The organism is Tepidamorphus sp. 3E244 (genome assembly GCF_046159835.1).
Classification (GTDB): domain Bacteria; phylum Pseudomonadota; class Alphaproteobacteria; order Rhizobiales; family Tepidamorphaceae; genus JACKJK01.
Genome location: NZ_JBJXCY010000001.1, coordinates 1,035,277 through 1,053,968, shown reverse-complemented (window position 1 = coordinate 1,053,968; position 18,692 = coordinate 1,035,277). Strand labels below are relative to the sequence as shown.

At 59.6% G+C, this 18,692-nt stretch carries 16 protein-coding genes; 9 read left to right on the top strand and 7 right to left on the bottom strand.

Going from position 1 to position 18,692, the window contains the following annotated elements; genetic code table 11:
- Positions 1–33 precede the first annotated feature (33 nt).
- Positions 34–3,135, bottom strand: coding sequence for a type I restriction endonuclease subunit R (locus ACKTEK_RS05045; protein WP_409164151.1), 3,102 nt, complete (start codon positions 3,133–3,135; stop codon positions 34–36).
- A 175-nt stretch (positions 3,136–3,310) separates the two neighbouring features.
- On the opposite strand from ACKTEK_RS05045, the gene ACKTEK_RS05040 reads away from it, so the two are divergent.
- On the top strand, positions 3,311–4,018 hold the full coding sequence (locus ACKTEK_RS05040) for an IS6 family transposase (protein WP_409164150.1): 708 nt from the start codon (positions 3,311–3,313) through the stop codon (positions 4,016–4,018).
- A 501-nt stretch (positions 4,019–4,519) separates the two neighbouring features.
- Positions 4,520–5,011, top strand: coding sequence for an IS6 family transposase (locus ACKTEK_RS05035; RefSeq protein ID WP_409164149.1), 492 nt, complete (start codon positions 4,520–4,522; stop codon positions 5,009–5,011).
- Positions 5,012–5,149: 138 nt separating this feature from the next.
- Here the strand turns inward: ACKTEK_RS05035 and ACKTEK_RS05030 are convergent, their stop codons facing one another.
- Both ACKTEK_RS05030 and ACKTEK_RS05025 read right to left on the bottom strand, forming a co-directional pair.
- Entirely contained in the window at positions 5,150–6,406 is a 1,257-nt protein-coding gene (locus ACKTEK_RS05030) for a hypothetical protein (protein WP_409164148.1), read from the bottom strand.
- A complete protein-coding gene (locus ACKTEK_RS05025; protein WP_409164147.1) occupies positions 6,403–7,203 on the bottom strand; it encodes a hypothetical protein in 801 nt (266 codons plus the stop codon). The genes ACKTEK_RS05030 and ACKTEK_RS05025 overlap by 4 nt, the downstream gene beginning before the upstream one ends.
- Before the next feature lie 142 nt (positions 7,204–7,345).
- Here ACKTEK_RS05025 and ACKTEK_RS05020 point away from each other — a divergent pair, with 142 nt between their 5' ends.
- Together ACKTEK_RS05020 and ACKTEK_RS05015 are read left to right on the top strand one after the other, a co-directional pair.
- Positions 7,346–7,615 (top strand): PqqD family protein, encoded by a 270-nt coding sequence (locus ACKTEK_RS05020; protein ID WP_409164146.1) that lies wholly within the window; start codon positions 7,346–7,348, stop codon positions 7,613–7,615.
- Entirely contained in the window at positions 7,612–8,490 is an 879-nt protein-coding gene (locus tag ACKTEK_RS05015) for a hypothetical protein (protein ID WP_409164145.1), read from the top strand. The genes ACKTEK_RS05020 and ACKTEK_RS05015 overlap by 4 nt, the downstream gene beginning before the upstream one ends.
- On the opposite strand, the gene ACKTEK_RS05010 is transcribed toward ACKTEK_RS05015, so the two are convergent.
- The 3 genes from ACKTEK_RS05010 to ACKTEK_RS05000 form a co-directional block, all read right to left on the bottom strand.
- A complete protein-coding gene (locus tag ACKTEK_RS05010; RefSeq protein ID WP_409164144.1) occupies positions 8,468–9,736 on the bottom strand; it encodes a GlcNAc-transferase family protein in 1,269 nt (422 codons plus the stop codon). The two genes, ACKTEK_RS05015 and ACKTEK_RS05010, sit on opposite strands and share 23 nt — an antisense overlap.
- A 67-nt stretch (positions 9,737–9,803) precedes the next feature.
- The gene (locus tag ACKTEK_RS05005) at positions 9,804–10,067 is read right to left on the bottom strand and encodes a hypothetical protein (RefSeq protein WP_409164143.1); all 264 of its coding nucleotides are present in this window, start codon (positions 10,065–10,067) and stop codon (positions 9,804–9,806) included.
- A 321-nt stretch (positions 10,068–10,388) separates the two neighbouring features.
- Positions 10,389–11,420 (bottom strand): LysR family transcriptional regulator, encoded by a 1,032-nt coding sequence (locus ACKTEK_RS05000; protein ID WP_409164142.1) that lies wholly within the window; start codon positions 11,418–11,420, stop codon positions 10,389–10,391.
- 93 nt (positions 11,421–11,513) lie between these two features.
- Between ACKTEK_RS05000 and ACKTEK_RS04995 the strand changes: the two genes are divergently transcribed.
- The 5 genes from ACKTEK_RS04995 (at position 11,514) to ACKTEK_RS04975 (ending at position 16,763) form a co-directional block, all read left to right on the top strand.
- Positions 11,514–12,578 (top strand): C4-dicarboxylate TRAP transporter substrate-binding protein, encoded by a 1,065-nt coding sequence (locus ACKTEK_RS04995; RefSeq protein ID WP_409164141.1) that lies wholly within the window; start codon positions 11,514–11,516, stop codon positions 12,576–12,578.
- Positions 12,579–12,673: 95 nt separating this feature from the next.
- Positions 12,674–13,213 carry a TRAP transporter small permease gene (locus ACKTEK_RS04990; RefSeq protein WP_409164140.1) on the top strand — a complete coding sequence of 180 codons (540 nt, stop codon included), beginning with the start codon at positions 12,674–12,676 and terminating at the stop codon, positions 13,211–13,213.
- 9 nt (positions 13,214–13,222) lie between these two features.
- Positions 13,223–14,548 (top strand): TRAP transporter large permease, encoded by a 1,326-nt coding sequence (locus ACKTEK_RS04985; RefSeq protein ID WP_409164139.1) that lies wholly within the window; start codon positions 13,223–13,225, stop codon positions 14,546–14,548.
- A 41-nt stretch (positions 14,549–14,589) separates the two neighbouring features.
- Positions 14,590–15,294: a cyclase family protein gene (locus ACKTEK_RS04980; RefSeq protein WP_409164138.1), complete on the top strand. Its 705-nt coding sequence runs from the start codon at positions 14,590–14,592 to the stop codon at positions 15,292–15,294.
- Positions 15,295–15,362: 68 nt separating this feature from the next.
- The gene (locus ACKTEK_RS04975) at positions 15,363–16,763 is read left to right on the top strand and encodes an amidase (RefSeq protein WP_409164137.1); all 1,401 of its coding nucleotides are present in this window, start codon (positions 15,363–15,365) and stop codon (positions 16,761–16,763) included.
- Between the two features lie 653 nt (positions 16,764–17,416).
- Here the strand turns inward: ACKTEK_RS04975 and ACKTEK_RS04970 are convergent.
- On the bottom strand, positions 17,417–18,691 hold the full coding sequence (locus tag ACKTEK_RS04970) for a TRAP transporter large permease (protein ID WP_409164136.1): 1,275 nt from the start codon (positions 18,689–18,691) through the stop codon (positions 17,417–17,419).
- Position 18,692: the final 1 nt, after the last annotated feature.

Genomic DNA, 18,692 nt, shown 5'->3' with positions numbered 1-18,692 from the left:
GCTGTGGTTCGCGACCATCGATCGTCATCACGCCTAAATTCTCCCGCCAACGCCCTTGAACTTTTCTACGAACGCAGAGATGCGTTGGAACACATCTCTTTTTTTGGTCAGGTATTGTGGATTGAGCGGGCTCATTTTTGGAAGGATCGAGTTCAACTCCGTTCCGTTTTCGCTCGCATATTCGCGCTTAATCGACGTCGCGATGTAGCGCTTGGCGGCATCCGCGTTCAATTTTTCATCGGTTATCAGTTCTTCCGCTTCTCGGCTTTGTTCCGCTTGTGCAAATTCAAAGAACGCTTCGATCACCCCGGCTTTGTCACCAAGTTCGTCAAGATTTGTCTGATTTATGAAATCGACGATGAGGCTTTCCTTTGCACGGTTGCCGATACTGGCGCGAATGACGCGGCGAACTTCGTCGACAAGGTCAGACTTGCTTTTCGTTTTTTTGTTGTGCTCGAAAATTAGCCCTAGGATGTAATCCAGATTGATTTCCTGGGACTTCAAAAGGTCGACCTCAAAGACGACATCATCCCAGTTGATCATTGACTCGACCTGCTCGGCGCTCGCTTTTTCACGGCGGAGCCAATCCCGGATGTCATTGTAGGTCGAACGGTAGTCCTGGACCTTTCGGTCAGCAGGCATCTCGATGCTCTTGAGCTCGTCAACGTCATCATCACTCAAATGATGCCGCTCCTTGAACGCTCTCACCGCTTCGGCATCACTCTGATCGATCTCCTGAAGCTCTCTGAGGTTGGCGAATTCATCGTAGTTCTGAAGAATATTCTCAACACGCAGATACTCTCCGAACAGCTTTGCAAACGCCTTCTTGTCAGCCTCTTTTGCAATCGCCGAGGGGTCCGGGAAACGCTCTTCAAGCTCCTTCACAACATCCATGAAGCCGCGTCTTGCTTCTCCGGTCGCGTGGTCCGTGAAGCCCTCCATGTATTCCGAGTAGCTCTTTTCGAGGACGACGTTCTTGGTGTTTGCGTTACCGAACAGCGTAATCGCTTTGACGGTTGCCTCTTCAAGGTCACGGAAGGTGACGATGTTTCCGAATGACTTGGTTGCATCATAAATGCGGTTGGTACGGGAATAGGCCTGAATGAGGCCGTGAAAGCGCAGGTTCTTGTCCACGAACAGCGTGTTGAGCGTCGGCGCATCAAAGCCAGTCAAGAACATGCCCACCACAATGAGCAGATCCACTTCCTTGGACTTCACCCGCTTGGCCAGATCCCGATAATAGTTCTGGAAGCCTTTGCTATCGACGCTGAAATTCGTTCGGAAATAGGCGTTGTAGTCCGCGATGGCCGCGTTCAGGAATTCCTTGGCGCTGCTGTTCAGCGCCGAAACCTCAAAACTCTCGTCAGGAATGTCGCCAATTGCATCCTGTTCTTCGTTGGCCGCGAATGAAAAGATGGTCGCGATCTTCAACGGCTTGACGCTACCGTTCTGCAGCGCATTCAGCTTTTCATAATAGAGCTTGGCTGCATCAACGCTGCTCACCGCGAACATGGCGTTGAAGCCCTTATTGTCTCCATAGAGACGATGCGTCTTGCGGCGGAAATTATCGAGAATGTACTGGGAAATCTCGGCGATTCGTTGGGGGTGCTGAAGCGCTTGCCGGTTTTCGGCAGCGGTCAGCTTCTTCTCGTCCTGTTCAGTTTCGATCGCTTTGAACTGCGGGCGCACATCGTTGTAATCGACCTTGAATTTCAACACCTTCTCGTCACGGATGGCGTCGGTGATCACATAGGAATGAAGTTCGCTCCCGAACACGCTGGCGGTCGTCTCCGCACCCGAAGCATTTTCCGGAAAGATCGGCGTGCCCGTGAAGCCAAACTGGCAGAAGGATTTGAATTTGCGTTTGAGGTTCTTCTGCGCCTCGCCAAACTGACTACGATGGCACTCGTCGAAAATGAAGACGACGCGCTGGGTATAGACCGGCAAGTCACCTTCGCTCTTCATCAGATTGTTCAGTTTCTGGATGGTCGTGACGATAATCTTGTTATCGTCCATGGAGAGGTTCCGCTTCAGCCCTGCCGTGCTGTCGGAACCGTTGACGCTGTCAGGCGAAAAGCGCTGATATTCCTTCATCGTCTGGTAATCGAGGTCCTTGCGGTCGACCACAAAAAAGACCTTGTCGATGAAATCAAGCTCAGTTGCGAGGCGGGCCGCCTTGAAGCTGGTCAGTGTCTTGCCTGAGCCCGTCGTGTGCCAAATATATCCGCCGCTTTCCGGCTTGCTTAGCGTCTTGCCTACGAACGAGCTTCTGATCTTGCGCAAAATGCGTTCAGTTGCGGCAATCTGATAGGGGCGCATCACCAGAAGCGTGTCGCTGACGTCGAAGACGGAATAGTCCAGCAACACCTTCAAGAGGGTGCGCTTCTCGAAGAAAGTCGCCGTAAAATCCTTCAGGTCCCGGATCAGGCTGTTATCGGCCTGCGCCCAGTTCATAGTGAAGTCGAAGCTGTTCTTGTCGCGCTTGGTCGTGTTGGCGAAGTAGCGGGTGTCGGTGCCGTTGGAGATCACGAAGATCTGGAGGTATTTGAAGAGCGAACTGTCCGAGTTGAAGCTCTCTTTGCTATAACGGTGGATCTGGTTGAATGCTTCGCGGATAGCGACACCGCGCTTTTTCAGCTCGACCTGCACCAGCGGCAGACCGTTCACTAGGATCGTCACATCATAGCGGTTGGCATGCGTTCCGGCCTGCTCGAACTGCTTGATGACCTGAACCTTGTTGCGGCAGACATTGGCCTTATCGACCAGATAGATGTTCTGGATACGGCCATCATCGAAGACGAAGTCAAAGATGTAGTCGTCGTTGAGCTTGCGGGCTTTCTCCGTCGCGCTGTCGCTGGGCTTGTCCAAATAAGTTTCGACGAAGCGCGCCCACTCCTTATCGGTAAACTGAACATCATTGAGCGTCTGCAGCTGCACACGCACATTGGCCAGCATGGAATCGGTTGATTTCAGGTCAGGAACATACTCATAGCCCTGATTGCGGAGGTCCTGGATCAGCTCGCGCTCAAGCTCGGCTTCAGACTGATAGCTGTCCGCCGGTTCCCAGGCGCGAACATACTTATCGAGAACGATAAAGCGATTGGTCTCGGCGATGGGGGTGGTCTGCTCAGCCATTTGGCGCCCCCTCCTGCCAATAGCTGTAACTGTTGCGCAGATGTTCCAGCAGCAACTTCACTGTCTGCTTCTCTTGCGGCGACGGCTCGGCAACTGCCTCGCTGGAAAGCGTGCTGTGGGCACTGTCAGAGGAAAACCGATTGAGCTGAAAACGCTCCTCCCCTAGCCTCGCCGCATGCACACATCGAACCCGTTTCGCTACTTCAAGACCTCACCTGAGATCATCCGCCTGGCGGTGATGATGTACATCCGGTTCCCGCTTTCGCTGAGGAACGTGGAGGATCTCCTGCACGAGCGCGGCATCGAGATCAGCCACGAGACGGTGCGCTACTGGTGGAACCGGTTCGGGCCAATGTTCGCGGCCGAGATCCGGCAGCGGCGGGTCGAGCGGATGCGTTCGTTGATCCACTGGCGCTGGCACCTCGACGAGGTCTTTGTGAAGATTAACGGCGAGACACGGTACCTGTGGCGGGCCGTCGATCACGAGGGCGAGGTCCTGGAGGCCTTCGTATCGAAGCGCCGGGATCGCAGGGCGGCATTGAAATTCCTGAGGAAATTGCTGAAGCGACATGGGCCCGCCGAGAACATCGTCACCGACAGGCTCCGGTCTTACGGAGCCGCGATGCGCGATCTGGGCAATGCCGACCGGCAGCAGACCGGCCGGCACCTGAACAACAGGGCTGAGAATTCACACTTGCCATTCCGACGACGAGAGCGGGCGATGACCCGGTTCCGGCGAATGCGAAGTCTGCAGAAATTCGCCGCTGTCCACTCATCGATCCACAACCACTTCAACCAGGAACGCCACCTCTACAGCAGGCAAAAATTCAAGCTGAATCGAGCCGCGGCATTGGCCGAGTGGCAGCAACTCCTTGCTGCCTGAGCCAGGCGGCCTCGCCGATCGATCTGAGACTTTTTTGGTTCGTCTGACAGCACACTATTCCGGCATCGGTCTTCGGCGCCTTCTTCGGGCCGAATGCGGGCGGTCATTCCCGCCGGTCTCAGGCTGGCTGATGAATGGGTGAGTTTCGCATTAACAGGGAATTTCCAAGACTTTGCCTGCACAAGCAGGGTGCGGGCAGCAGGAGACGATCACACTCCGCCAGAGAACCCTCGATTTTTCAGTCGGTTACGCGGGAGCCCGACCACTTTCCTGTTAATGCCCGGAACAGGGGATTTTTTTCGCCGGAACAGGGCAATCAAACCGCAATAACAGGGCGTCGGAAGGTGCATAACAGGGGAACGGTGTCGTCGACGATTGACCTGCTGAGGCCCCACAAACAGCTCACCGATAGGTTGCGCTAGGCGAATTGCTGTGAACTGAAGAGATTGATCCGTCATATTTTGATGCCATCTACTTCATCGCGCTCGGCTGCATTGTCGAATGCGCTCAATCACCCACTGGCGCTGGCACCTCGACGAGGTCTTCGTGAAGATCAACGGCGAGACGCGGTATCTGTGGCGTGCCGTCGATCATGAGGGCGAGGTCCTGGAAGCATTCGTCTCGAAGCGTCGAGACCGCAAGGCTGCGTTGAAATTCCTCAGGAAATTGCTGAAGCGACATGGCAGTCCAGAAGCGCTCGTGACCGACAAGCTCCGGTCTTACGGCGCCGCGATGCGCGACCTCGGCAACGGCGATCGACAAGTCACCGGCCAGCACCTGAACAATCGGGCAGAGAATTCGCACCTGCCCTTCCGAAGACGCGAACGAGCCATGACGCGGTTCCGGCGGATGCGAAGTTTGCAGAAATTTGCCGCCGTTCACTCCTCAGTCCACAATCACTTCAATCAGGAACGCCACCTCTACAGCAGGGACAATTTCAAGCTGAACCGAGCCGCGGCATTGGCCGAGTGGCAGCAGCTCTTCGCTGCCTGAGCGAGGCGGCCTCGCCGGTCGGTCTGAGACTTTTTTGGTTCGTCTGACAGCACATTTGCTGGAGACAATCGATTGAGGCGCAAGCCGCCCTCGCCTGCCGTTGCCGGCCCCGCCGGTACTCAGCCACTTGCACTTATCTCAGGACTCGCGCCGATCCGCCTGGGTATAGCTGTGCCGGCGGCAATGGTTGATCGGAGACGCAAATAGAACGCCGCCGCGCAATTCCCCGGTATGCTGGAGGGTAAAACCGCGAGCCATGCAGCCGCCTTCGGTGAGGTCGCCAAGCGGGGCATCCAGGAACATGCGGCGATTGCCACGACGCGACAGGTACATGGGCCAGTTGCTGAAGTGGACGTTGCCGACGAGGTAGGACACTTCAGATTCCACGCTGGTATGTGAAACCTGCGTGCGGAACGTCCCGCAGGGAAAGCCGGTTTCGCGCGCCTCCGGTCCCAGGTGATACCATGCCCAGTTGAGATGATGGTCGCCGAAGACTTCCGTGAAGGACAGCTTGAGGAAATCGAGATCTTCGCGGCGCACGATTGTTGGTATGACGGCGGGCAGGTTCGCAACGTGGGCGGAAAACCCGTTGCGACAGGGTGGGTCACCCGGTGCGCCAAACAACATGTCATCTTCGAACCAGTAAAGTCCGTCCAGATCCGCAAGTGCATCGAAATGGCTCGCGCACCACACACGACCTCCGGTGATGCCAAGGTTGCCGTTGCGAAGCACGGTGAAGCCATGCCGACCGGCGAATTCGTCATATGCGGGACGCGTGGCCTCATCGGTTGAGTTGTCGAGCAGGTAACGCTGCCCGGCGGCGAGAAAGCCCGGCGCGGCGGCGGTTGCGGACTCCAGCCAGCACCGAAACTGCTCTGGTGAATTGTAGCTGATGACATAAACCGCGGCGCGTGGGTCGCCGTCTGTACTGTCCTGCACGCCCGCGACAGGCAGCGCACTGTCGCCGATGCCGCCATGCGCTTCGTCGCGGATCGCAACGAGTTCGTCGTAGAACCATTCGATCGCATAACCGGCGCGCTGCAGGTGACGGACCGCGCGGTAAAGGTTCGCTTCGCCCAATCCTTCGCGGCGAACGCGGATAATCGCCGGGCTGATCGCGTCGAGATCGAGCACCGACAGCACAGCCCAGTCTTTGCCACTGGTTTCGATGTGCAGCACACCCACCGGACCAGGCGCGTGCAGGCGCCAGACCTTGCCGGCGTCTCCACTCTGCGGTTCGGCGACATCAACGGAGGGCCAGCCGAACAGTTGCGCGTAACCCATGGTGCGGTGGGCGATGCCATCGCTTCGGCCGATTGTGAGAACGACGCATGACGCCCAACGCCGGCCAAGTTCGCGCAGCGCAGCGTCGACATTGCGGTCGGTAGTGCTCATCTCGTGCCTCCCCCGGAGGCCATATCCGCAAAGAACGGCTTAACGAGCCCGTCCGACTCGAGGCAATAACGCTCGAAGAGACCGGGATGCAGGTGCGCGAGAATGGTCAGCACATTCTCCTCTGTCCCCATCAGGCCCGCAGACAGGGTGTGCTCCAGCATTGCATCGTAGAGCCGGGCCGCCTCGCGAATGTAGCCGGCATCGCCACCGAAAAAGCCACCGCGCGCTACCCATTCGATGCGGGATACCCCGGAAAGCCTGGCCATTTCACCATGATCGAAACCGTGGACCTCGTGGTTCGCGGCGTAAGGGTAGGTCAGCACAAGAAACCGCGTGAGATGCTTTTTCAGCGCCGTGCCTGCCAATGCTGCGCGGATCAATTCCAGCGGAACGGTGTGGGTGATGCCCGCGTCAATCCACACGAAGTTATTTGTGCCGAACGGGTTTTCCGATGCAACCCGGGCCAACCAGTCGAGCTTCGACATGACGAGCGGGTTGTAATGCGCGAGCCCGGCCTGCGGGCTCGCCGCAAGCCATGGAGCGCCGTCCCGCCATGCGGGATTGGAACGGATTGACTGGACGAGGTTGAAGTGGCGGAAGCGCTCCAGCGAGATGTGGTCGGTCGGGACGACCTGCCGTGCGGCAGGCGAGGCCGGCACGGGCATGTCGGGATCACCATAAACGACGAGGGGTACATCCAGCGAAAGCAGCGCGTCGAGGTGCTCGCCATAAAACGAGAACGGTCGCGCAAAATCCGCCGGCAGAAGCACCCGACCGATATCGATCGCTGCGGTCACACAGGTTACATCTGCCGCACTCATCGTCGCATTGCCACGCCTTTTCCGGAGGGCGTAGTGGTTGCATCATGGTAGCCACCGTGCAACTGGAAAGGCCTTGATGGGTTCAGATACTGGCCGGGAATTGAGGGGCACGAAGCGCATGCAGGGAAGCGACAAGCCGGTCCGCATCGACGGGTTCCTGACTCAGGAACTCGATGACGAAGTCGTTCTGTATCACCCTGAGCGGTCCGAAGCATTGTGCCTCAATGCGACCGCCGCGCTCATCTGGGGCCTTTGCAATGGTGAAACCACCGTCGCTGAAATCCAGCACCTGATGGCGGAGGCCTTCCCTGAGGTGCCGGACATCTCACGGGATGTGATGGACGCGCTGGATGCCTTGCAGCGCAACGAGTCCATCAAACTTTCATGACCTCGACGATACGTGTCGGCCTTGCCGGTCTCGTCGTCGACATTGCCCTGAGGGACGAACCGGCCACCGCGCTTGCACATGTGATCTTCAGCCGCTTCCCCACGGTCGCAGCCCGAGATCCGTGCCTGCGGCTCGAACTGGTGGGTGACGGGGCGGATCAATTCGCATTGTGGCGGGAAGGTTCGCCGGTTTTCACCGCAACATGCAGTGCGGACGCGGCGCGGCTGGTGCTGGCGGAAGTCATCCACGCCTTTGCCAGCCATTGCACCGCGATACCGCTTCTTCATGCCGCTGCGGTTTGCGGTTCGCACAGTACCATCCTGCTGCCGGGCACATCCGGTGCGGGCAAATCGACCCTTTGCGCAAGGCTGGACAATCTAGGATATGCCTGCGTGAGCGACGAGTTGATCGGCATCTCCGATCCGTGCCACGTGTTGGCGTTTCCCCGCCCGATCTGCCTCAAGCCGGATGCTGACCGGGTTCTCTCCGGCATCATTCAGGATGCGGCGCGCACCGGCAGGCTTCTTCGCTCCGACGAGGCACTCGTGCTGTCGCCTCGCACCGCTCTGCCCGACCCGGTTCCCGCACCTTGCGCCATCGTCTTCGCGTCATATGCGCCAAGTGAGCCGCAGGGCCTGCAACCCATTAGCAAGGCGGCGGCGGTGGTGCGCCTGATGGGGTCGGTGGCGAACGCCCGTCAACTGCCGGACCACGGCTTCGAGGCCATAACCAACCTCACCCGAACTGTCGCCGCCTATTCGCTCAATCACACTTCGGCAGACGATGGAGCGAAGGCGATCCGCGCGCTGATCCCTCAATCGAAAGCAGCACTCGACGGCAGCAACGTTATCGTCAGCCAGTCAGCCGCCCCGTGAATTTCTCAAGCCAGCCTCGGTCCTTGCTGTGCGGCCAGACCGTCCAGTTCTCGGCCTTGCGATAGGCGCGGTACTGGTGAATGAACTCGGCGCGGTCCTGCGCCAGAATCCGGCCAAGCTCTTTGGCTGGAATGTCGGCGCGGTGCATTTCATTGCCGTCCGCGTCGTGGACGCCAACATACCAGAAATCGACATCCGGATCGGGGTCGGGGAAGCCATTCTCGAACCGGATCCGCGTCCAGAATTCCTTGGTGGCGCGCGATTGCCATTCCTCGTCTGATGTATAGATCTCCGGGTTCGGCGGCGGCCGGTTCTCGTAGGTGTAGGGCTGTACGAGACGCAGGCGGAAATTGATGCCGGCATAGTCTTCGTAGTCGCGCAGGGTTCGCTCGGTACCGAAGCCATAAGGCCCGAAGTCGACGTCCCCCTCCTCCATTCCCAGAAGAATCCGGTTCCGCAGCAGGCTGTGGTCGTTGCGGACCGTCCATGGGATTTCGGCACCCTTTTCGGGAACGTGATCATCCCAGTGCTTGGTCCGGTACTTGCGCGTGTACTCGTGCCAGAGCACCACACGATGCGGACAGAACAGGTCATAACCGTGTGTGAATGCGCGCACCGCGATGGTGATCTCTTCGCCGTGAAAGTAGAGGTTTGGATCGTACGGGACGTCGCGGCAGAACGATCCTGGCGCGAAGGCGAAATGACCGGAAAAATAGCGGCCCGGAATTGGTCGAGTGAGCGCTTTCCAGCCTTCCATCTCGCGCGGGCGCATGAACAGAACCCCTTCCGGCGTGAACCGGTCGAAGCCCAGTTCCCAGGGCGTTTCTGCAAATGGCTCGGCGGGATCAAACGGATCGAAGCCCGGCGCATAGCAACTGATGACCGGCTTTGCGCTGCCGGTCTGTCCCATCATTGACACCAGTAGCGTGTCCCAACCTTCGACGAAGCGATGGTGGGAGTCGATCTGCAGGGTGTAGGTCTCGCCGGCGTAAAGCTGCTGGATCTGATGGCGCGCCCAGCACGTTCCCCTGGAGTCGCGATAGTCCAGTTCGACCACGCGAACGCGCGGATCGCCGGCGAATTCCTCAAGGCTTTCGCTCTCGTCCCGCTGCCAGCAGATGCCGAAAGTCAGTTTGTCCGCATGTGCAGCCTTGGCAACGCAATCGCGCAGCGTGGGCACAAGCTGTGGATCGCGATAGGACGCGATCTGCACGAAGATACCTGGAGTGTCGGCTTGCGCGCGCATCAAGCTCGGCCTGTCACGCGCAGTTGGCCAACGAAACCGCCACGCCCCGATGCCTCAGATCCGGGTATCAGTCCGGGGAAACGGTCGAGGACGAAGAGGGAGACGGCGGAATAGCGCCAGGCGAGGCGGACGGTGTCGGGGGAACGGCGCCCGTGCTTGCGCTGGGGCTGGGACCGGAAACCGCCTGCGCATGGGCCGGAACCACGATCATGTCGATCGCCGGCTTGACCCACTTTTCCGGCAGGACAGGGATGAAAGCAAAAGCCCCACCCACTGCGACGCGTTGCAGGAGCTTGCGCCGCGTGATTTCGCTCTTGTCGATCTTTGTCATGCGATTCTGCTGCTCTGTGAGTTGTCCGCAACTTACCGATGCATCATCCCAAGTGCAAATGCCAAAAGTGCAAATGCAAAAACGGGCTGGCGTCGAGAGGACTTGCGATTGGCCCGGCCTGAATGAGGCACTGAAATCCAGCTTCGTGGTTGTAACTGGAATTTGGGATGAACTGACAGTACAGCCACTCCCTTTCCCTGACCAGTGTATCTGCTACCCCTATCCCAACCGCCGGTAGCGAGCTTCTGGCTGGGAAACATCATTTAGATGATCCTGAACATTCCGCTGATCTGCTCCTGGCACAAAGCCGCTGATCTGCCCCTACCCGCGATTTTCGATGTATCCCGGCCAGTCCCCGGATTCCACGAGCTTCTTGCAGGCCTCGACGAGAATCCGGCCTGTCGTGAGGCTGGCGCGCGGCCTGATGGCATCGTTGCGGGTCGCCAAGTGGATGGTCCACGCGAGCTCGGGCCGAGTGATCTCGATTGCTGAAATGACGCCGGACTTGATGTGATCGGTCACGAGGTAGATCGGCAGGATGGTGCAGTAACCGCCTTTCACCAGGTTGATCAGGCCAGGCAGGGAATCCACGTCGGCGAGCACGTTTAGGCTCAGGCCCTCCGCCTGGCAGGTCGTCTCGATAAGCTTGCGGATCGAGTTCTCGACGCTTGGCAGGACAAGGCCAACACGGGCGACCTCCTCGAACCGCACGGATTCCCGCTGCGCCAAGTGGTGATCGCTTGGAACGAGGAAGTACAGTCGTTCCTTCAGAATGGGTTCGCTGCGCAGGCCTGCCATCGGCTGGATGTCGAACATTACGGCCATGTCGAGCCGGCCAAGCTGCAGTAGCTCCACGAGCACGCCGCTCATCGCCTCGATGATGTGCAGCTTGATGCGCGGGAAACGCTGCCTGAGAAGCGGCAACAGTTCCGGGATCAGCCCTCCGGCAACCGTGGTGGGCAAGCCAAGATTGACTGTGCCGACCGGCTCCTCTGCGAGACTATGGACGACGGACACCACCTCGGCCACGTCCTGCACGATGCCATAGGCTTTCTGCAGAACGTATCTGCCCTCCTCCGTCAGCACCGCGCCACGCGAATGCCGGCGCACGAGTTGAACCCCCAATTCCTCCTCCAGACGCCTCAGCGATGCGCTCAACGCCGGCTGAGTCAGGTGAAGTTTGCGCGCTGCGGCGGACAGGCTGCCGGTCTCCGAAATTCCGATAAGCGTCCGTAAATCCCTGAGTTCCAACGTGTTTTGCCTCCACTGGGGCTGGCCAATGATAAGCCTGTGAGCGAGCCATAAACAGGATTTATATTTCGCATCCCAATTTTCACAATTGTCAATTGTCACGCCTTTTGGAACGCTCAATTCAAAGAAAAAAACAACCGCGGCTCAATTCGCTGATCTGTGGATTTGTAATAATAAACAACCAGAGGTGTTGAAATGGAGAAATTTACCTTATCGGCCGCATGTGTCGCTGCCGCTCTTCTTGGCAGTACTGCATTGTCATCCGCTGAAACAATAAATCTACGGATGGGATCAGGTCATCCCATTGGGCTCCTGGCCTATACGGAGACCGCGCACAACTGGTTCGCTCCCGAATTGAAGAAGCGCATCGAAGAGCGGACCGACCACACGGTCAACATTCAGGAACTGCACGCTGGCCAGGTCGCGAAAGTGACCGAAGTTCTTGAGGCGACCCGCGATGGTCTTCTCGATATCGGCTTCATCAGCCTGATCTTCGAGCCGTCCAACGGTTTCATCCAGAACTTCACGCTGTTTCTTCCGTTCAACTCACCCGACGCCGTGAAGGTGACCGAAGCGGTTCTGGCGACCTATGACGAATTTCCCGAGCTGTACGAGGTGTTCGAGACCGAGCACAACCAGAAGTGGCTCGGCGGTGCGTGCCTTGCAAACTACGGCCTCGGCACGAACTTCGCCTGGTCCGAGTTCAAGGAACTGGAAGGCCACAAGATCGCCGGTGCGGGCATCAATCTCGACTGGATTGCGGGCGCGACACCTGTCGCCTCCAACCTCAACGAGGCTTACCAGTCCATCCAGTCCGGCGTTTATGAAGGTTACCTTTCGGCATCGCCTTGGTGGTCGGCCTTCAAGCTGAACGAAGTCGCCCCGCACTACACCAAGACCGACTTCGGCGCCCAGTTCTTCAACGCCGTCACCATCAACATGGGCACGTGGGAGAAGCTGCCCGAGGACGTGAAGGAAATTCTCGTCGAGATGGGCAAGGAATGGTCCGGCGTCACGGCGGAAGTCTGCGCGCGGAACGATGCCGAGGGCCTCGAGAAGCTTCGTGCGCTGAATGTCGAAGTGAAGGAAATCTCCGATACGGCCAAGAAGGACTGGGCCGAAGCGCTGAAGGATTTCCCGGACCGCATGGCAAAGGACGCTGATTCACGCGGCCTGCCCGGCACCAAGGTCCTTCAGTTCTACATGAACAAGATCGAGGAAATGGGCCACGAGTGGCCGTACCGCTACGAGATCAAATAGCGCCACCACCCGCACGACTGGCGCGCGGCCCAACAGGCCGCGCGCCAACTCTCCGCCCCTGCTCCCGTCCAGATTAACAGTGGCAACCTGGAACCATGTTCGATTATCTCGACTCTGCCGTGGATCTTGTCAGCAGGCTGCTGAAATACATCGCAGCAGGATTGCTGATCGCCGTGGCGCTCCTCATTACCTGCGATGTGGTGGCGCGCGGATTGTTCAACTGGCCAATCATCGGCGTCGCCGAAGTTGTTGCAAACGGCATTGTCATCATTGCCTATCTTCAACTCAGCTACGCGGTCGGCATTGGCGCGATGCTGCGTTCCGACCTGCTGGTCGCACGACTTCCGACAAAGCCACGTATCGCACTCGAAACGGTAGTCTCGATGCTTGGCGTGCTTTTCTTCGGCCTGATCGCCTGGGCCTCCTACACGCCGATGATGCGGGCCATCGCCACCGGCGAGTTTGAAGGCCACGCCTCATTCCAGGTGCCGACTTGGCCAGTGCGCGTGGTGATTGTCGCCTGTTCCGTCCTCGCCATCATCAATTATCTGACGCTTGCCTACCGCGCGATCGTACGCGGCGAGACCCCCTACGACATCGCCCAGGCAGCGCAACAAACCGCAGCGGCGGAGTGAGATCACACCATGGCTGGTCCTGAATTCGCGCTCGGCATCATCGTCATCCTCATCCTGCTGGTCATGTGCAGCGTGCCCGTGGTTCTGGCACTCGGCCTCACCAGTTTCTTCGGGCTGGCCTATCTAACCGGCAGCATCGACATCGCCGGCTCCTTGCTCGCCAACACAACCTACGAGGCGATCCGCGACTACGTGTTCGCCGTGATTCCGCTATTCGTACTGATGGGCGAATTCATTTCGCGCTCCGGTGCGGCGTCCGACCTATACAAACTGGTCAACCGCGGCTTGCGCAGGCTACCCGGGCGCCTTGCGCTGGCGACCGTCACGGGCAACGCAATCTTCGGAGCCGTCACCGGCGTGTCGATTGCCTCCGCGGCAGCGTTCTCCCGCATCGCCTATCCCGAGATGCTGCGCCACCGGTACGACCGCAGCGTCGCGCTCGGCTCGATCGCCGGCAGCGCCTCGCTCGGGATGCTGATCCCGCCGAGTGTCCTGCTGATCGTTTGGGGCGTCATCTCGGAGCAGTCGATCGGCCAGTTGTTCGTGGCGGGCGTCATTCCCGGCATCCTGCTGGCAACGATGTTCTTCCTGTTTCTCGTCGGCTACGCAACGCTGAAGCCGGCCCTCTTCGGCGGGCCCTACGACCCGGAAGCGACGTCCGAGGAAACGCCGGAAGAGCGGCGCAGCCAGCTCATTGGCGGTCTCGGCGTCGCACTTCTCATCTTCTGCGTACTCGGCGGGATCTGGTTCGGGTTTTTCACGCCGACCGAGGCGGCCGGCATCGGCGCGCTGCTCGCGCTCGCGCTCGCTATCCTGAAGCGGGTTCCGCTGCGCGGGCTGGGAGATGCGATCCTGGAAACCGGACGTATTTCCGCGCCGCTCCTGTTCCTGCTGCTCACCGCGCAGATGTATTCCCGGCTTCTTGCGCTCGGCGGCATCACCGACTTCATACAGACGCTGTTCCTGTCCATCGGCGACTCCCCGATGCTGATCCTGGCGATCATGGTCTGCGTCTGGTTCGTGCTCGGGATGTTCATCGACTCCGTGTCGATCATCCTGTTGACGGTGCCGATCTTCGCCCCGCTTGCCCTGACCGTCGGCTACGAGCCACTGGCCTTCGCCATCATCGGCATCGTGGCCATCGAGGCCGGCCTGCTGACGCCGCCACTGGGCCTGTGCGTCTACACCGTCAAGGGATGCGTATCGGACCCTGAAGCCACACTTGCGCGCATCTTCATCGGCTCGATCCCCTACTGGATCATCCTGCTGCTTCTCGTCGCCCTCATCGCGGCATTCCCCCAACTCGCAACCTGGCTGCCGGCTCAGATGATCTGAGCAGCGGTCCCATACCGATGACCATCAATGGAGGTAATCCCGTGGCCCGTAAAATCGTAGATTTGAGCCTCACCATCGAAGACAACATGCCGGCGCACAAGCTGTTCCAGAGCCCGGTCTACCTGCCTGCCCTCACCCACGAAACGACGCTCAGCTTTGGTCTCGGTGTGGAAGGTGACCCGATGACCTTCCAGACGAACTTCATCGGCATGCTCGACCATGTCGGCACCCACGTCGACGCGTTCCTGCACGTCAATCCCAAGGGCGCGCCGATCAACGAGATGCCGCTCGACATGTTCATGGGCAAGGCGGTTTGCTTCGACCTGCGCGAGATCGGCGACCTTGAGGACATCACCGCCGAGCACATGCAGGCGGCGGAGGACAAGGCCGGCGTCAAGGTCGACGGACACATCGTCCTGCTGTGCACCGGTTTCCACGAGCGCAACTGGGGCGACCGCAAGCAGATCGTCTGGGGCAATCCGGGGCTGACCGTCGAGGCGACGCAGTGGCTGTATGATCGCGGTTCGCGGATGCACGGCGTCGAGGGGCCGTCCACTGACAAGCCGTCCGACAATATCTTCGCCCAGCATCGCCTGTGCCGCGATCTCGGGATTTCCCACTTCGAGTGGCTGGTGAACCTGGAGAGCCTGATCGGCAAGGGCGAATTCGAATTCATTGGCCTTCCGATCAAGTTCAAGGACGGGTCTGGCTCGCCGGTGCGCGCGGTGGCCGTGCTGGACGAATAGCATTCCGGCTGTCCGGTCGCGCCTGCCCGAAGCCGGCGCGACCGGATCGCTTCTGTATCGAGGTCGAGATGTCTACTGAATTCGCTTTCAAGACGATCCGTGAGCTAGGCAACGGGTTGTCGCACAAGGATTTTTCACCGACCGAGTTGCTCGATGACGTGATCGCGCGCTGCGAGAAGCTCGAGCCGGAACTCAACATGTTCGCCCATGTCGACTTCGATGGCGCGCGCGCACAGGCCGCCGCAGCGGAAGATCGCCTGATGCGCGGCGAGCGCCTCAGCGAGTTGGACGGCATCCCGACCTCGATCAAGGACCTGATCGCAGTGAAGGGCATGCCGCAGCGCTTTGGCTCGCGCGCGGTGTCCGATGCACCGGCGCAGGTGGATGCACCCTCCGTCGAGCGGCTGCGCGCGGCCGGTGCGGTGATATTGGGCAAATCGACGACCAGCGAATTCGGCTGCAAGGCTGTTGGTGACAGCCCGTTGACCGGCATCACCCGCAACCCCTGGAACACGGCCATGACGCCAGGCGGATCCAGTTGCGGCGCGGCTGCGATGGTGGCCGCCGGCCTCGTACCCTATGCCATCGGGACCGATGGCGGCGGCTCGGTGCGCATTCCCGCCGCCCTGTGCGGACTGTTCGGCATCAAGGCGCATTTCGGTCGTGTCGCCGTCTACCCGACTTCGGCGACGCCGACGCTTGCCCATGTCGGACCACTGGCGCGCACCGTGGAGGATGCGGCCATCGCACTCTCCGTCATTGCCGGATACGACAAGCGCGACCCCTTCACGGTGAAGGGCGCGCAGCCCGATTTCGTCAACGCGACGCGGACCTATCGCAAGATCAAGGTCGCCTGGAGCCCGACGCTTGGTTACGGGCGCGTCGACCCGGAAGTGGCGGCGCTGACCGATCAGGCGGTCAAGCGGATTGCCGGCCTGGGACTGGACGTCGAACTGGTCGAACATATCATGGACGACCCCATCGACCTGTGGACCGCAGAATTCTACGCCGGTGTCGGCACCAAACTGCGTGGCATCATCGAAGAGCATCCGGACCTGCTCGACCCCGCCGTGCTGGAGGTCCTCAAGAAGGCCATCGGTCAGGAGATGGATACCTACTACGCGAGCGTTTTCGCCCGCTACGAGTTCCGCGAGAAGATGCGCGTGTTCTTCGAAGACTACGACCTGCTGCTGACGCCGACACTGCCGGTCGCAGCCTTCGAGGCCGGGCTGGATACGCCGCCCGGCTACGCGGACAAGAACATTGTTTCCTGGGCGACGTTCACCTATCCGTTCAACCTGACCGGCCAGCCGGGTGCATCCATTCCCGTTGGCTTCACCGCTGCGGGGCTACCCGTCGGATTGCAGGCAGTTGCCTCGGCGCATGACGAGGTGTCGATCTTTTCCATGGCGGGCGCCTACGAGAAGGCAACGGGCCATCATAAGAAGGCTCGGCCCAAGCTCGCCTAGCCGGTGCGTTACAACGTGTTTGCCTTGGCGGGTTGTTCGCCTGGGCTGACGAATAATTGGGTTACCGTCGCTTTCATTTTCATGATGGCACCGACTCATTCGCACCATATGCAACGTCGGATCCGAGCTTCATTCGATCAGTCGCATTGAACTGAACCGAGTGGCGGAAGCTGTCGCCAGCAGTTCGTTGTTGCCTGAGCGGATTTGGGCATTTTCAGAGGAAAACCGGTTGAGGCGCGAGCGGCCCTCGCCTAGCGTTGCCTGATGCGTTAATCGAACCCGTTTCGCCACTTCAAGACGAGCCCTGAGATCATTCGCCTGGCGGTGATGATGTATGTCCGGTTCGCGTTGTCACTGCGCTACGTGGAAGACCTGCTGCACGATCGCGGCATCGACATCAGCCACGAAACGGTGCGCTACTGATGGAACCGGTTCGGTCCGATAGCCGCCGCTCAGATCCGTCAGGGACGGGTCGAGCGGATGCGTTCAATGGCCCACTGGCGCTGGCACAATCTCAAGCTGAACCGAGCCGCGGCACTGACCGAGTGGCAGCAGCTCTTCGCTGCCTGAGCCAGGTCGGCTTGCGGGTTGATCGAAGACTTTTTTGGTTCGTCTGACAGCATACTTGCGACAGCTTGCGCAGTTCTCGGCAACTAGTTCAGCCAGCCGGGAAGCGTGGTCGAAAGTTCCGGCACCAGCGTGATCAACAGCAATACGACGATGCAGATGGCAAGCATCGGCAGAGCTGCACGCGCCACCGCCAGAAATGGCACCTTGCTGATGGTGCTGACGATGAACAGGCAGATGCCGACCGGCGGGGTGGCCAACCCGATCACCAAGTTGAGCACGACCATGACACCGAGATGAAGTGGGTCCATCCCCAGCGCCTTCCCGACTTCCAGCAGGATCGGCATTGTCAGGATCAACGCGCCTATGGGTTCCAGGATGGCACCGATGAAAAGCAAAAATACGTTGATCAGCAACAGGATCGCGATCCTGTTGTCGGTGAGCGAGAAGATGAAATCGACAGCCTGCTGGGGTACGGAGGCCAGCGTGAAGACCCACGAAACGATGTTGGCCATGGCGACGACCAGCATGATGGCCGATGTAGTCATGCAGGTGTCGTAGAGAGCCCTCGTCACGGCCTCCCACTTCAATGTCCTGTAGAAGAACGCGGCAATGGCCAGCGCGTAGAACGACGCGACGGCGGCTGCCTCTGTCGGCGTGAAGACGCCGCCGAGGATGCCCCCGAGAATGATAAGCGGCAGAAGCAGGACCGGGAGGGCATCGCGCACGATGGACCATGCCTGGGACATGTCGACACTGTCCGCCTTCGGGTACCCGCGACGGTGCGCGACGATCAGCGAGTAGCCCATGAGGCCGACACCAAGCATCACGCCGGGGACAATCCCGGCCACGAACAGGTCGGCAATCGACATGCCGCCTAGCACACCGACAATGATCATGCTGATGCTCGGCGGGATGATCGAGCCGATTACCGAACTCACGCCGGTCAGGGCTGCGGCGAAGTCCTCGTCGTAGCCTTCCTTCTTCATGCCCGGAATCAGGATCTTGCCAATCGCGACCGCATCGGCGGCGGCGGCACCGCTGATGCCGCCGAACAGCAGGCTTGCCAGCACATTGACGAGGGCAAGTCCCCCGCGCAGCCACCCCACCAGCAGTTGGCAGAAGCGGATCAGCTTCTCGGTGATCGCGCCGGCGTTCATGATGTTGCCGGCAAACAGGAAAAGCGGGATCGTCAGCAGCACGAACTGGTCGACGCCGGCGAACATGCGCTGCGGGAAGGCAAGCAGAAGATGGGTGTTCCCGGCTAGCACGACCGGGACGAGCGCTGCCAGCAGCAGTACGAACACCACCGGCACGCCGAGCACGAGAAACGTTGCGAAAGCACTGAAGAACGCGAACATG

What these genes read in the sequence shown, in the direction of transcription:
- ACKTEK_RS05035 (WP_409164149.1), top strand. Translation starts at nt 4,520, where the DNA reads ATGCGCTCAATCACCCACTGGCGCTGGCACCTCGACGAGGTCTTCGTG.
- ACKTEK_RS05040 (WP_409164150.1), top strand. Translation starts at nt 3,311, where the DNA reads ATGCACACATCGAACCCGTTTCGCTACTTCAAGACCTCACCTGAGATC.
- ACKTEK_RS05005 (WP_409164143.1), bottom strand. Translation starts at nt 10,067, where the DNA reads ATGACAAAGATCGACAAGAGCGAAATCACGCGGCGCAAGCTCCTGCAA.
- ACKTEK_RS04985 (WP_409164139.1), top strand. Translation starts at nt 13,223, where the DNA reads ATGGCTGGTCCTGAATTCGCGCTCGGCATCATCGTCATCCTCATCCTG.
- ACKTEK_RS05030 (WP_409164148.1), bottom strand. Translation starts at nt 6,406, where the DNA reads ATGAGCACTACCGACCGCAATGTCGACGCTGCGCTGCGCGAACTTGGC.
- ACKTEK_RS04995 (WP_409164141.1), top strand. Translation starts at nt 11,514, where the DNA reads ATGGAGAAATTTACCTTATCGGCCGCATGTGTCGCTGCCGCTCTTCTT.
- ACKTEK_RS05010 (WP_409164144.1), bottom strand. Translation starts at nt 9,736, where the DNA reads ATGCGCGCGCAAGCCGACACTCCAGGTATCTTCGTGCAGATCGCGTCC.
- ACKTEK_RS04970 (WP_409164136.1), bottom strand. Translation starts at nt 18,691, where the DNA reads ATGTTCGCGTTCTTCAGTGCTTTCGCAACGTTTCTCGTGCTCGGCGTG.
- ACKTEK_RS04990 (WP_409164140.1), top strand. Translation starts at nt 12,674, where the DNA reads ATGTTCGATTATCTCGACTCTGCCGTGGATCTTGTCAGCAGGCTGCTG.
- ACKTEK_RS05020 (WP_409164146.1), top strand. Translation starts at nt 7,346, where the DNA reads ATGCAGGGAAGCGACAAGCCGGTCCGCATCGACGGGTTCCTGACTCAG.
- ACKTEK_RS04975 (WP_409164137.1), top strand. Translation starts at nt 15,363, where the DNA reads ATGTCTACTGAATTCGCTTTCAAGACGATCCGTGAGCTAGGCAACGGG.
- ACKTEK_RS05045 (WP_409164151.1), bottom strand. Translation starts at nt 3,135, where the DNA reads ATGGCTGAGCAGACCACCCCCATCGCCGAGACCAATCGCTTTATCGTT.
- ACKTEK_RS05015 (WP_409164145.1), top strand. Translation starts at nt 7,612, where the DNA reads ATGACCTCGACGATACGTGTCGGCCTTGCCGGTCTCGTCGTCGACATT.